Source organism: Glycomyces sp. NPDC050141, assembly GCF_055586545.1.
Window position 1 is genome coordinate 1 of the sequence record NZ_JBVJHZ010000042.1, and the last position, 13,151, is coordinate 13,151.

Annotated in this window: 8 protein-coding genes; 6 read left to right on the forward strand and 2 right to left on the reverse strand. The window is 69.6% G+C overall.

Features of this window, described 5'->3' with window-relative positions:
• Positions 1-317: 317 nt before the first annotated feature.
• On the forward strand, positions 318-2,315 hold the full coding sequence (locus ACZ60M_RS21085) for a glycosyl hydrolase (protein ID WP_465420520.1): 1,998 nt from the start codon (positions 318-320) through the stop codon (positions 2,313-2,315).
• A 37-nt stretch (positions 2,316-2,352) separates the two neighbouring features.
• Here ACZ60M_RS21085 and ACZ60M_RS21090 read toward each other — a convergent pair whose 3' ends face one another.
• Positions 2,353-3,624, reverse strand: a complete 1,272-nt coding sequence (locus tag ACZ60M_RS21090) for an ROK family protein (RefSeq protein ID WP_465420522.1) — start codon at positions 3,622-3,624, stop codon at positions 2,353-2,355.
• 101 nt (positions 3,625-3,725) lie between these two features.
• Between ACZ60M_RS21090 and ACZ60M_RS21095 the strand changes: the two genes are divergently transcribed.
• The 5 genes from ACZ60M_RS21095 (at position 3,726) to ACZ60M_RS21115 (ending at position 11,479) form a co-directional block, all read left to right on the forward strand.
• Positions 3,726-5,396: a glycoside hydrolase family 13 protein gene (locus ACZ60M_RS21095; protein ID WP_465420524.1), complete on the forward strand. Its 1,671-nt coding sequence runs from the start codon at positions 3,726-3,728 to the stop codon at positions 5,394-5,396.
• A gap of 227 nt (positions 5,397-5,623) precedes the next feature.
• Positions 5,624-6,781, forward strand: a complete 1,158-nt coding sequence (gene rhaI / locus ACZ60M_RS21100) for an L-rhamnose isomerase (protein ID WP_465420526.1) — start codon at positions 5,624-5,626, stop codon at positions 6,779-6,781.
• 15 nt (positions 6,782-6,796) lie between these two features.
• Entirely contained in the window at positions 6,797-8,818 is a 2,022-nt protein-coding gene (locus ACZ60M_RS21105) for a bifunctional aldolase/short-chain dehydrogenase (protein WP_465420528.1), read from the forward strand.
• Entirely contained in the window at positions 8,815-10,245 is a 1,431-nt protein-coding gene (locus ACZ60M_RS21110) for a rhamnulokinase (RefSeq protein ID WP_465420530.1), read from the forward strand. The genes ACZ60M_RS21105 and ACZ60M_RS21110 overlap by 4 nt, the downstream gene beginning before the upstream one ends.
• Before the next feature lies 1 nt (position 10,246).
• Entirely contained in the window at positions 10,247-11,479 is a 1,233-nt protein-coding gene (locus ACZ60M_RS21115) for an alpha-hydroxy acid oxidase (RefSeq protein ID WP_465420532.1), read from the forward strand.
• A 44-nt stretch (positions 11,480-11,523) separates the two neighbouring features.
• Here ACZ60M_RS21115 and ACZ60M_RS21120 read toward each other — a convergent pair whose 3' ends face one another.
• Positions 11,524-12,996 (reverse strand): RICIN domain-containing protein, encoded by a 1,473-nt coding sequence (locus ACZ60M_RS21120; RefSeq protein ID WP_465420534.1) that lies wholly within the window; start codon positions 12,994-12,996, stop codon positions 11,524-11,526.
• Positions 12,997-13,151 lie beyond the last annotated feature (155 nt).

A 13,151-nucleotide genomic window follows, 5' to 3' on the forward strand; every position in this document is an offset into this window, starting at 1 on the left:
CCGGCAACCCCGCCGCAGCACACCCCCTCCCCCCCCCCCCCTCTCCCATCCCCCCCCCCCCCCCCCCCCCCCCCGCCCCCCCCAACCCCCCCCCCCCCCCCCCCCCCCCCCCCCCCCCCCCCCCCCCCGCTCGCGCGTCACGGACCCGATGCGCCCTGCCGAACCGATTCAGTGGCATCCGAGCCGTTGACATCGATGAATTCCTATGGATATCCTGTGGTCGGCTTAACCGATTCAGTTTCCGAAACCCCAGGTCAGAGCCGAATACCGGATCCAACCCCCTCCTGCGAGGGCCCTTCGTTCCAAAGGAGACGCAAGTGCCTTTCTCCGCATTCCGCGCGCCCCGGCGCGCCGTGATCACCTTGGGCGCCGCCGCCGTCGCGGCCGCCAGCATGCCGCTCGCCGCGAGCGCCGAGACCGCCCGGGCCGCCCGGGTGAAGATCGCCGACAGCTGCGCGACCCCCGAGACCCGCGCGCTCTTCCAGTACATGCTCGACCAGCAGGGCCAGGGCATCCTGTTCGGCCACGAGCACTCCCTCACCGACGGCTTCACCTTCAGCGAGTTCACCGAGACGACCTCCGATGTGGAGGCCACCACGGGCGACTACCCGGCCGTGTTCGGCTGGGACACCCTGGTGCTCGAAGGGTTCCAGAAGCCCGGCGTCTACGGCGGCACGATCGAGCAGAACATCGAGGCCATGAGCTGGGCCTTCGAGAAGTCCGACGCGCTCGGCGGCATCAACGTGCTCAGCGCGCACATGTCCAACTTCGTCACGGGCGGGAACTTCTGGGACACGGCGGGCCGCGTCGTCAGCCAGATCCTCCCCGGCGGCGCGAAGCACGCGGACTACAACGCGTTCCTCGACCGGATCGCGGCATCGGTGCTGGGCGCCAAGCGCGCCGACGGGACGCTCATCCCGGTGGTGTTCCGGCCGTTCCACGAGAACACCGGCGGCTGGTTCTGGTGGGGCGCAGGGCACTGCACCTCCGCCGAGTTCATCGAGATCTTCCGCTATACCGTGGAGTACCTGCGGGACACCAAGAAAGTGCACAACCTCCTGTACTCGTACTCGCCGAACTCCAGCTTCGGCGGCGACCCCGCGAACTACATGAAGACCTACCCGGGCGACGAGTTCGTGGACATCCTCGGCTACGACGCCTACGACAACTCGGCCGGTTCGGCGGAGTGGCTGGCGGGCACCATGAAGGACCTCGCGATGATCGTGGGCCTCGCCGAGGCGCGCGGGAAGGTCCCGGCGTTCACCGAGTTCGGCGAGTCCGGGGACGAGGGCCGGGACCTCACCTGGTTCACCGACCTCCTCGGCGCGCTCAAGGCCGACCCGGCTGCGAGCCGCGTGTCGCACATGCTCACCTGGGCGAACTTCGGCGGGAACAACCGCGCGTACGTCCCGTTCCCGGGGCACGCGATGGAACCGGACTTCGTGTCCTACTACGAGGACCCGTACTCGCTCTTCGCCTCCGACCTCGAGGACGTGTTCGACGCCGACACGTACGCGGTCCCGGCCGCGCCGTACCTGCACCTGGTGACCCCCACCGACCGCCAGCGCATCACGACGGCCGAGACCACGATCCGGCTGCGCCTGACGGGCGCCACCTCGCGGAAGGCGACGTACTCGGTCAACGGGGGCGCGCCGGTGACGCTGACGCGGGACGCGGCCGGGTTCTACTCGGGCAAGTGGGCGATCGATCCGTCCTGGTTGGACAACCGGACGGTGACGGTGGCGGTGAGCGCCAAGGTCGGCACGAAGACGATGACGGACTCGGCGCTGGTGTTCCTCGGCGAGGTCGAGCCGCTGCCTGCGGGGTGGATCGACGACTTCGAGGGGTACGCCGGAGACGACCTGACGTTGAGCGAGGCGTACAGCCACGTCAACGCCAACACGACCCAGCTTTCTGCGGAGCACAAGGCAACGGGCGCTTACGGTCTGGCGTACTCGTACGACTTCGCGAACGCCGGTTACACGGGCATCGGGAAGTCGGTGGGCGCGGACTGGACGGCGTTCGGGGCGTTGAAGCTGTGGCTCAAGGGTGACGGCTCGACGAACGGGATGACGATCCAGGTGGTGTCGAAGGGCGCGTACTTCGAGTACAACACGGGCCTGTCGAACACGGCGGGTGCCGAGGTCGTGGCGCCGTTCAGCGAGTTCAAGCCCGCGCCTTGGGATACGGGGCACGCGGACCAGCTGCTGGACGCCGAGCACCTGGCGGAGGTGTCGGCGTTCAACCTGTACCTGGGTTACGGCGGGTCGACGGCGAGCGGCACGGTCTATGTGGACGATATCCGCGCCGAATAGCCGCTAGTGGAGGGGCCGGGGCCGGTGCTCCGGCCCTTCAGTGCGCCAGGGGTTCTTCGGCCGTGGCGGGTTCGAGGGCGATGGCGTCGGCGCGCACGATCTGGAGGGCGCGGACGAGGGCGCCGGTGCTGACCACGCCGCCGTGGAGGGTGGAGGCTACGAGTTCGGGCGCGGGCGGGTGGGTCAGGTCGTCGAGGCGCTCGGCGGTGCGGGGCAGGAGCAGGCCGAGGGAGTCGGCGACGGCGCCGGTGAAGATGATGCGCTCGACGTCGAGGAGGCCGCCGAGGACGGCGCAGATGCGGGCGAGGCGTTCGGCCATGCGGTCGAGGAGCGTGAGCGCGGCCGGGTCACCGGATTCGGCGGCTTGGAAGACGAGTTCGGCGCCGAGTTTTGCTTTAGGGGTCTTCATGATCGGGCTGTCGGCGTCCACTGTGCCTGAGGTGCGGAGTTCGAGGGCCCAGGTGCGGAGGAGGGCCGCGATGCCGTGGGTGGAGCCGACGCCTTCGATGAGGGACAGGAGGCGCAGTTCGCCTGCCGCGCCGCGTTTGCCGCGTACGAGGTGGCCGTCGACGACGTAGCCCGCGCCGAAGCGCTCGCCGGACATGAGCGCGATGTAGGAGGAGGCGCCGACGCCCGCGCCGAGGGCGCCTTCGGCGAGGGCGGCGAGGTTGGCGTCGTTCTCGACCTCGGTGAGCCAGCCGCGCTCGCGACCCTGCTTCTGCTTCCGCTCGCGGCCCTGCTTCTGCTTCCGCTCGCGGAAGTGCGCGGCGAAGCCGGGGTTCATGCGGGACCAGAACTCGAACTCGCCTACGGGCGAGTTGCCGTCGAGGTCGGTGGGAGCGGGCACGCCGACGCTGACGCAGAGGACCTCGTTCGCTTGCACGCCTGCGTCTTCGAGGGCTTCGGCGATGACGGCGTCGGCGACGGCCGTGCGCGGTTCAGTGCCGTCGGGGTCGAGCGTTCTGTAGGCGCGGGCGAGTTCGCGGCCGCGCATGTCGGCGACGGCGGCGGTGAGGCAGTGCTCCCCGGCGTCGACGCCGACGACGACTCCGGCGCTCGATCGCAGCTCGTAGCGGCGGGCGGGGCGGCCCTTGCTGTACTCCCCCGCCGCGCGGGCGTTGGGGAGTTCGCAGAACCAGCCGCGGGCCACGAGGTCGTCGCACAGGGCGATGACGGTGGAGCGGGTCAGGCCGGTGGCACTGATCGCTTCGGTCGCGGTGAACGCGCCGGTGTCCCAGGCGTAGTCCAGCACGGCGGCGGCGTTGGCCCGCTTCTGCGAGTACGCCTGCTTCTCATCTTCTCGGGGCAAGTCCCTTGACACCTCGGCTCTCCGTGGTTCAGTATTGCAGAGCGAGTTGATTTTCAAACTAGATTTAATCAGGGTATCAATATTCCGAAGGGCGCAACTCAATGACCGAGCTGCTGACCAGCACCACCGACACCACACCGCCGCAGCGCCTCGACGCCGACTGGTGGCGCCAGGCCACCGTCTACCAGATCTACCCGCGCAGCTTCGCCGACGCGAACGGCGACGGCATCGGCGACCTCCCCGGCATCACCTCCCGCGTCGACTACCTCGCCCGGCTCGGCGTCGACGCCGTGTGGCTCAGCCCGTTCTACCCCTCCGAACTGGCCGACGGCGGCTACGACGTCGCCGACTACCGCAACGTCGACCCGCGCCTGGGCACCCTCGCCGACTTCGACGCCATGATCGCGGCCCTGCACGCGGCGGGCATCAAGCTCATCGTCGACATCGTCCCCAACCACTCCTCCGACCAGCACGAATGGTTCAAAGAGGCGCTGGCCGCGCCGAAGAGCTCGCCCGAACGGGACCGGTACGTCTTCCGCGACGGCCTCGGCGAGCACGGCGAACTGCCGCCCGCCGACTGGAAGTGCATGTTCGGCGGCCCCGCCTGGGACCCGGTCGGCGACGGACAGTGGTACCTGCACCTGTTCGCCCCCGAGCAGCCGGACTTCAACTGGCACAACGAAGACGTGCGCGCCGACTTCCTCAAGACCCTCCGCTTCTGGTCCGACCGGGGCGTGGACGGCTTCCGCGTCGACGTCGCCCACGCCCTCGCCAAGGACCTCCCCGCGCAGCTGCCTTCGGAGGCCGAACTCGCCCGGATGGACACCGCCACCGGCACCCACCTGCTGTGGGACCGCGACGAAGTGCACGAGATCTACGCCGCCTGGCGCGGCGTCTTCGACGAGTACGACCCGCCGCGCATCGCCGTCGCCGAGGCCTGGGTGAACCCGCCCTCGCGCCGCGCCCGCTACGCCAGCGCCGCCGGGCTCGGCCAGGCGTTCAACTTCGACCTGCTCGAAGCGGACTTCGACCCCGAGGCGTACCGGCGGATCATCGTCGACAACCTCGACCAGGCCGCGGCCTCCGGATCCTCCACGACCTGGGTGTTCTCCAACCACGACGTGGTGCGCCACGCGACCCGGTACGGCCTGCCGCCCAACGGGGACCGGCCGCGCCACTACAACCGGACGTGGCTGCTCTCGGGCGGCACCGAGCCCGCGGTCGACACGGCCGCCGGGCTGCGCCGGGCCCGGGCCGCGACGCTGTTCATGCTCGCGTTGCCCGGCAGCGCGTACCTCTACCAGGGCGAAGAGCTCGGTTTGGGCGAGGTCGCGGCGATCCCGGACGCGGCCCGGCAGGACCCGACGTTCTTCCGCAGCCCGGGTGTGGACGTCGGCCGCGACGGCTGCCGCGTCCCGCTCCCATGGAGCAAGGAAGGCTCGTCGTACGGGTTCGGCGACGCGAAAGCGCATCTGCCGCAACCGGAGTGGTTCGGCGCGGCCTCGGTCGAGGCGCAGTCGGAGGACCCGGCCTCGACGCTCAACCTGTACCGGGACGCGCTGGCGCTGCGGCGGGAGCTGCAGACCGGAGAGACCCTGACGTGGGCGCCCTCGGAGCCGCAGGTGCTGCACCTGCGCCGGGCGAACGGGTGGGAGGCCGTGGCGAACTTCGGCTCGACCGCCGTCCCGCTGCCCGCCGGTGAAGTGCTGCTCGCGAGCGGACCGATCGACGGTGAGCTGCCGCCCGAGACCACGGTCTGGGTGCGCAACTAGCAGCTCCCCTGCCTCCGGTGCGCGGGTGCCGGAGGCAGGGGCTGGTGCCTTCGCGGTGCTTGGGGTACGCTCATGCTCGGCAGTTGAATGAATCGATTCAATGAATGGTTCGGATTTCAAGTAACAATTGGCATCAGCAGGCTTTTCAAGGCCTGTTGAGAGTCGGTTTACTAGATTGAATCGTTCAAATCATCTCCGGTTCGGGCCGGAGGGAAGGAGCACGGGTCATGGACGCCCCGCAAGTGAAGGCAGCGCTGCGCGAGCTGAGCATCGAGGTGCCCTCTTGGGCCTACGGGAACTCGGGCACCCGCTTCAAGGTCTTCGGCCAGGCCGGCGTGCCGCGCGATCCGTTCGAGAAGCTCGCCGACGCCGCCGAGGTCCACCGCTACACCGGCGCGGCCTCTACGGTCTCTCTGCACATCCCCTGGGACAAGGTCGACGACTACACGGAGCTGGCCGCCCATGCCGCCGAGCGGGGCGTCGCCATCGGCGTCATCAACTCCAACACGTTCCAGGACGACGAGTACATGCTCGGCTCGGTCTGCCACCCCCAGGCCGCTGTGCGGCGCAAGGCGATCGACCACTTGCTGGAGTGCGTCGACATCATGGACGCCACCGGGTCGCAGGACCTGAAGCTCTGGTTCGCCGACGGTCTCAACTACCCCGGCCAGGACGACCTGCGCGCCCGCCAGGACCGCCTCGCCGAAGCGCTCGACGAGGTGTACGCCCGCCTCGGCGACGACCAGCGCATGATCTTGGAGTACAAGTTCTTCGAGCCCGCGTTCTACTCGACCGACGTGCCCGACTGGGGTACCGCGTACGCGCACACGCTTCGCCTGGGCCCCAAAGCAGCAGTGGTGGTCGACACCGGGCACCACGCCCCTGGTACGAACATCGAGTTCATCGTCGCGTTCCTGCTGCGTGAGGGCAAGCTCGGCGCGTTCGACTTCAACTCCCGGTTCTACGCCGACGACGACCTCATCGCCGGTGCCGCCGACCCGTTCCAGCTCTTCAGGATCATGCACGAGGTCGCGCGCGGCGGCGGCCTCGATGCTGGCGTCAACTTCATGCTCGACCAGTGCCACAACATCGAGCCGAAGATCCCCGGCCAGATCCGCTCCGTGATGAACGTGCAGGAAGCGACCGCGAAGGCGCTCCTGGTCGACACCGACGCGCTCGGCAAGGCGCAAGCCGACGGGGATGTCCTGGGCGCCAACGCGGTCCTCATGGACGCCTACAACACCGACGTGCGCCCGCTCCTCGCCGAGCTGCGCGAGGAGCAGGGCCTCGCGCCCGACCCGATGCGGGCGTTCGCCGCCTCCGGGTACGCCGAGAAGATTGCCGCCGAACGCGTCGGCGGCGCCCAGGCCGGTTGGGGGGCTTAAGGAATGGGAGACAGTATGAAAGACCTCATCGCGCGCTCGAACCGGCTCGGGGCCGACAAGCGCAACACCAACTACGCGGGCGGCAACACCTCCGCGAAGGGCACCGACACCGACCCGGTCACGGGCGAGCCGGTGGAGTTGCTGTGGGTCAAGGGCTCCGGCGGCGACCTTGGCACCCTGACTGAGGCCGGGCTCGCGGTGCTGCGGCTGGACCGCATGCGCGCCTTGGTGAAGACGTATCCGGGCGAGGAACGCGAAGACGAGATGGTCGCCGCGTTCGACTACTGCCTGCACGGTCGCGGCGGCGCCGCGCCGAGCATCGACACGGCGATGCACGGGCTCGTCGAGTCCGCTCATGTCGACCACCTCCACCCGGACGCCGGGATCGCGCTGGCGACCGCCGCCGACGGCGAGGCCCTGACCCGCGAATGCTTCGGCGACCGCGTCGTGTGGGTGCCATGGCGCAGGCCCGGGTTCCAACTGGGCCTTGACATCGCGGCCGTCAAAGCCGCAAACCCGCAGGCCATCGGCTGCATCCTCGGCGGCCACGGCATCACCGCGTGGGGCGAGACCTCCGAGGAGTGCGAGGCGAACTCGCTGGAGATCATCGCGAAGGCGCAGGCGTTCATCGAGGAGAGCGGCAACACCGAGCCCTTCGGCCCGGCGGTCGCAGCCCACGCGCCGCTGCCCGAGGGCGAACGGCGCGAACGCGCTGCTGCGCTCGCCCCGGTCATCCGGGGCTTGGCGTCCACCGACGCCCGGCAAGTCGGGCACTTCACCGACGATGCGGAGGTCTTGGACTTCCTCGCCTCGGAGCGGATGCCTGAACTCGCGGCCCTCGGCACCTCGTGCCCGGACCACTTCCTGCGCACCAAAGTACGGCCGATGGTCCTCGACCTCGCGCCGACCGCGTCCCTTGAGGACACCGTGGCGCGGTTGAAGGAGCTGCACGAGGCCTACCGAGCGGACTACCGGGCCTACTACGAGCGGTTCGCCACCGAGGACTCCCCCGCGATGCGCGGGGCCGACCCGGCGATCGTGCTCGTCTCGGGCGTCGGCATGTTCTCCTTCGGCAAGGACAAGCAGACCGCACGCGTCGCGGGCGAGTTCTACGTCAACGCCATCAACGTCATGCGCGGCGCGGAGTCGATCTCGACGTACGCGCCCATCGCGGAGTCGGAGAAGTTCCGCATCGAGTACTGGGCCCTTGAAGAGGCCAAGCTCCAGCGGATGCCGAAACCGAAGGCCCTGGCCACGCGGGTCGCGCTCGTCACCGGCGGCGGCTCCGGGATCGGCCGGGCCATCGCCCACCGCCTCGCCGCCGAAGGCGCGTGCGTCGTCGTCGCCGACCGCGACGCCGAAGCCGCCGCGAACGTGGCCGCCGAGCTCGGCTCGACCGACGTGGCCATACCGGTCACCGTGGACGTCACCGACGAAGCCGCGATCGCTGCTTCGATCAACCAGGCCGCCTTGGCGTTCGGCGGAGTGGACCTGATCGTCAACAACGCCGGCCTCTCACTCTCGAAGCCGCTCCTGGAGACCACGGCGGCGGACTGGGACCTCCAGCACGACGTCATGGCCAAAGGCTCCTTCCTCGTCTCCCGGGAAGCCGCACGGCTCATGATCGCCCAGGACATGGGCGGCGACATCATCTACATCGCCTCCAAGAACTCCGTGTTCGCCGGCCCCAACAACATCGCCTACTCCGCCACCAAAGCCGACCAGGCCCACCAAGTCCGCCTCCTCGCCGCCGAACTCGGCGAACACGGCATCCGCGTCAACGGCATCAACCCCGACGGCGTCGTCCGCGGCTCCGGCATCTTCGCCTCCGGCTGGGGCGCCAACCGCGCCGCCGTCTACGGCGTCGAGGAAGAGAAGCTCGGCGAGTTCTACGCGCAGCGGACCCTCCTCAAGCGCGAAGTGCTGCCCGACCACGTGGCCGACGCGGTCTTCGCGCTCACCAGCGGCGACCTCTCGCAGACCACCGGGCTCCACGTCCCCGTGGACGCCGGCGTCGCGGCGGCGTTCCTGCGATGAGCAGCAAGCGTTACGCCGCAGTCGACCTGGGCGCGTCCTCCGGGCGCGTCCTGGTCGGCGCGGTCACCGACACCACTGTGGAAGTCCAGGAGGTCCACCGGTTCGCGAACGAGCCCGTGCACCTCCCGGACGGCCTCCACTGGGACATACTCAGGCTCTATCGGAACATGCGGGAAGGCCTGGCGAAGGCCGGGCCCGTGGCCTCGGCCGGGATCGACTCGTGGGCCGTGGACTACGGGCTCCTCGACGAGCACGGCTCGCTCCTCGGCCTCCCGTTCCACTACCGGGACGAGCGAACCGTCGGCCTTCCCGACTGGCCCGACCCTGTGGGCCTGTGGCGGGCCACCGGCATCGCCCACCAGCCGTTCAACACCCTGCACCAGTTGCGGGCCGAACGGCGGCTCGGCGAGGCCGCGCACCTGCTCATGATCCCCGACCTCCTCGGCTACTGGCTCACCGGCGAGATCGGGGCCGAGCACACCAACGCCTCCACGACCCAGTTCTACGGGGTCGACGGCGGCTGGTCCTCCGAGCCAGCGATCGCTGCAGGGATTCCCCCGCGGATCCTGCCGCCGGTGCGACAGCCTGGGGACCTGATCGGCGAGACCGACCTCGGGATGCCGCTCGTGGCCGTGGCCTCGCACGATACGGCCAGCGCTATCGCGGCCGTGCCCGCAGAGCATGAGCGGTTCGCGTACATCTCTTGCGGCACTTGGTCATTGGTCGGACTGGAGTTGGATGCGCTGGTGCTGAGCGAGGACGCGCGGCTGGCCGGGTTCACCAATGAGGCCGGGGTCGACGGCACGGTCCGGTTCCTGCGCAACGTGATGGGCCTGTGGCTGCTGCAGGAGTGCCAGCGGTTCTGGGGCGCCGCTTCGGTGGAGCGGATGCTCGCCGAGGCGTCCGGCGCGAAGCCGTTCACGGCGCTGATCGACCCGCAGGACCCGGCGTGGCTGCCCCGCGGGGACGAGCCGGGCGGAATGCCCGCGCGGATCGCCGCGAAAGCCGATGGGCCGCTGGAGACTCGCGGTGCGGTCGTCCGGTGCGTGTTGGAGAGTCTGGCGCTGGGGCACCGGAACGCGGTCGCCGAGGCGGCCGCGCTCGCGGGACGCCCGGTCGAGGCGGTGCACCTGGTCGGCGGCGGCTCGCAGAACGCGCTGCTGTGCCAGTGGACGGCCGACGCGACCGGGCTGCCGGTGCTGGCCGGGCCGGTCGAGGCGACCGCGCTCGGGAACCTCCTGGTGCAGGCCCGCGCCGACGGTGTGGTCTCCGACCTCGCGCACCTGCGCGACCTGGTGCGCCGCACGCAGTCGGTCGTCCGGTACGAGCCGCGTGCGTCTGCCGAATGGGACGCGGCCGCGGCGCGGATCGCCGGGCAGGCCCGCTCATTACGATGCTCTCACCCATTACATATCGATAGGCCCTGATATGACTCAGCGACAATTTCCACGGCCCAAGGACCTGCTGCCCTTGGTGAAGTTCAAGAAGCCGGACTTCAACGCGAAGCGGCGGCGGCTCAAGGCCGCGCTCACGATCGAGGACCTGCGCCTGATCGCGAAGCGCCGCACCCCGCGCGCCGCGTTTGACTACACCGAGGGCGCGGCCGAGGCCGAGCTCTCGCTGGCGCGGGCGCGGCAGGCGTTCAAGGACATCGAGTTCCACCCGGCGATCCTGCGCGACGTCTCGCAGCTCGACACGGGCTGGGACGTGCTCGGACAGCGCACCGAGCTGCCGTTCGGCATCGCGCCCACCGGGTTCACGCGGATGATGCACACCGAGGGCGAGCGCGCCGGGGCCGGTGCGGCGGCGGCCGCGGGCATCCCGTTCGCGCTGTCCACGATGGGCACCACGCCGATCGAGGACGTGGCCGAGGCCGGTGGGCCGAACGGCCGCAACTGGTTCCAGCTGTACATGTGGAAGGACCGGGACCGCTCGATGGCCCTGGTCGACCGGGCGGCGGCGGCCGGGTTCGACACGCTGCTGGTCACTGTGGATGTGCCGGTCGCGGGCGCGCGGCTGCGCGACAAGCGCAACGGGTTCGCGATCCCGCCGGAGCTGACGGCGAAGACGTTCTTCGACATGGCGAAGCACCCGAACTGGTGGTTCGACATGCTCACGACCGAGCCGCTGTCGTTCGCTTCGCTGAGCCGCTGGTCGGGGACCGTGGCCGAGCTGCTGAACACGATGTTCGACCCGACGGTGGACTACGAGGACCTGGCCTGGATCAAGGAGCAGTGGCCCGGCAAGGTGGTCGTGAAGGGCGTCCAGACCGTCGCCGACGCGAAGCGCTTGGCGGGCATGGGCGTCGACGGCATCACGCTCTCCAACCACGGCGGCCGCCAGCTCGACCGGGCGCCGATCCCGTTCCACCTGCTGCCGGAGGTGGTGCGCGAGGTCGGCAAGGACACCGAGGTGCACGTCGACACGGGCATCATGTCGGGCGCGGACATCGTCGCTTCTATCGCGCTCGGCGCGCGGTTCACGATGATCGGCCGGGCGTACCTCTACGGGCTCATGGCGGGCGGGCGCGACGGCGTGGACCGCACGATCGCGATCCTCAAGGAGGAGGTCGAGCGCACGATGCGGCTGCTCGGCGTCGCCTCCCTCGAAGAGCTGGAGCCGGGCCACGTGACCCAGCTCCAGCGCCTCATCCCCCGCTAAGCGGTTTGCCTAGGAGCCCCTGACCTCGGTCGGGGGCTCTTTCGCTATACGCCGAGCCAGGACTGGGGCCCGGCGTAGGCGTCGAGGAGGTTCGGCACCGCACTGGCGGCGTCGAGGGTGTAGCCGTAGAAGTCGGACGGGTTGAAAGCGGTGCCCCGGGCGATCTGGTCGCCGGTGCAGTCGACGAGGATGCTGCCGCTCTGGCGCAGCTGCGCGGCCGCGTCGGGGTAGAACGGGTCGTTGACGCTGTCGAAGTAGGAGTTCTCCAGGACCATCTTCGTGGCGCCGCGCGCGTAGTTCCCGTAACCCGAGATGTCCTGCAGGTAGTTGTTGTACAGGTGGGCGTAGGCGACGTTGTCGGTGCTGGGGTTGCGCTGGTTCGTGCCGTGGATCCAGTTGTGGTGGATGGTCATCCGCGCGGTGACGTTCTCGGTCCAGCCGATGCCGAAGGACTTGTTGTTCGGGCCCAGCTCGTTCCAGGAGACCGTGAGGTTCGTGGTGTCCTTGCGGGAGTCGATGAGGCCGTCGTTCATGTTGTAGAGGCGGTTGTGGTCGATCCAGACGTTGCTGGCGGTGTCCATCTGGATCGCGTCGTAGTCGTACGCGTCGTCGCCGGGGTCGTCGTCGGCCATGAGCGTGTCGCGGATCGTCAGGTTCCGGATGATCACGTTGTTCGTGCCCGCGCCGAGGAAGAACCCGCCGCCGACGATCTGCCCGGCGGTGCCGACGCCGATGATCGTCTTGTTCGAGCCGACCTTGACCTCCTTGCCCTTGGGGCTGATGTTGATCGTGCCCGCGACCTTGATGATGTGGGAGCCGGAGGCCGCCGCATACTGCTCGAGTTCGGCCTGGGTGGTGACGGTGACGGTGGTGCCGCCCTGGCCGCCGGTGGTGCCGTTGCCGAAGCCCTCGAGGTCGTCCACGTGCGCGGGGCGGGTCGAGGTGCCGACCGGGACGAGCGCCCACTGCTGGTTGGTGCCGCCGGTCGCCGTGTACTGGGAGACCCTGCCGCCCTGGGCGGTCGACCACTCCCAGACGTCGAGGGCCTTGCCGGAGGCGCGGTTCACGAAGGTGGCGTAGCCGCCGCTCTCGGTGATCTTCCACTGCTGGTTGGTGGAGTTCGCGTCGCCCCACTGCTGCACTTTCGCGCCGTCGGCGGTGGAGCCGCTCTCGACGTCGAGGACCTTATTCGAGTGCCGGGCTTGAATACGGTAGTAGCCGCCGCCTGAGTCGACGAACCTGAACTGCTGGTCGTAGGAGCCGTTGGAGGCCCATTGGACGGCCTCGGCGCCGTTGTCGAGCGAGGCGGCGCGGATGCCGAGGACGAGGCCGGAGTGGCGGGACTGGAGGTTGTACCAGGTGCCGACCTCGAAGGCGTCGGCCTGCTGGGTGTGCCAGACGCTGATGCCGGTGGCGGCGAGGACGGCGCTGACGAGGACCGCGAGCGCCAGCGCCAGGCGCCTGCCTCGGGTCGCGGGTGCCCGCGGCGGTGCGCTCGCGGGCGTGGTGGTGGACATGGCGGTGCCTTTCGGTCGGAGGGGGCGGCGGCCCGATATCGATGACCGTCACATTTATTTTCATCAATTTACATAACCCGGCCGGGCTCTGGCAAGGACCCGGCTGGATTGAAGGCAGGGTTGAAGGCGGGGTTGAAAAGGCGGGGTTGAAAAGG

What these genes read in the sequence shown, in the direction of transcription:
- ACZ60M_RS21105 (WP_465420528.1), top strand. Translation starts at nt 6,797, where the DNA reads ATGAAAGACCTCATCGCGCGCTCGAACCGGCTCGGGGCCGACAAGCGC.
- ACZ60M_RS21120 (WP_465420534.1), bottom strand. Translation starts at nt 12,996, where the DNA reads ATGTCCACCACCACGCCCGCGAGCGCACCGCCGCGGGCACCCGCGACC.
- ACZ60M_RS21115 (WP_465420532.1), top strand. Translation starts at nt 10,247, where the DNA reads ATGACTCAGCGACAATTTCCACGGCCCAAGGACCTGCTGCCCTTGGTG.
- ACZ60M_RS21110 (WP_465420530.1), top strand. Translation starts at nt 8,815, where the DNA reads ATGAGCAGCAAGCGTTACGCCGCAGTCGACCTGGGCGCGTCCTCCGGG.
- rhaI (WP_465420526.1), top strand. Translation starts at nt 5,624, where the DNA reads ATGGACGCCCCGCAAGTGAAGGCAGCGCTGCGCGAGCTGAGCATCGAG.
- ACZ60M_RS21095 (WP_465420524.1), top strand. Translation starts at nt 3,726, where the DNA reads ATGACCGAGCTGCTGACCAGCACCACCGACACCACACCGCCGCAGCGC.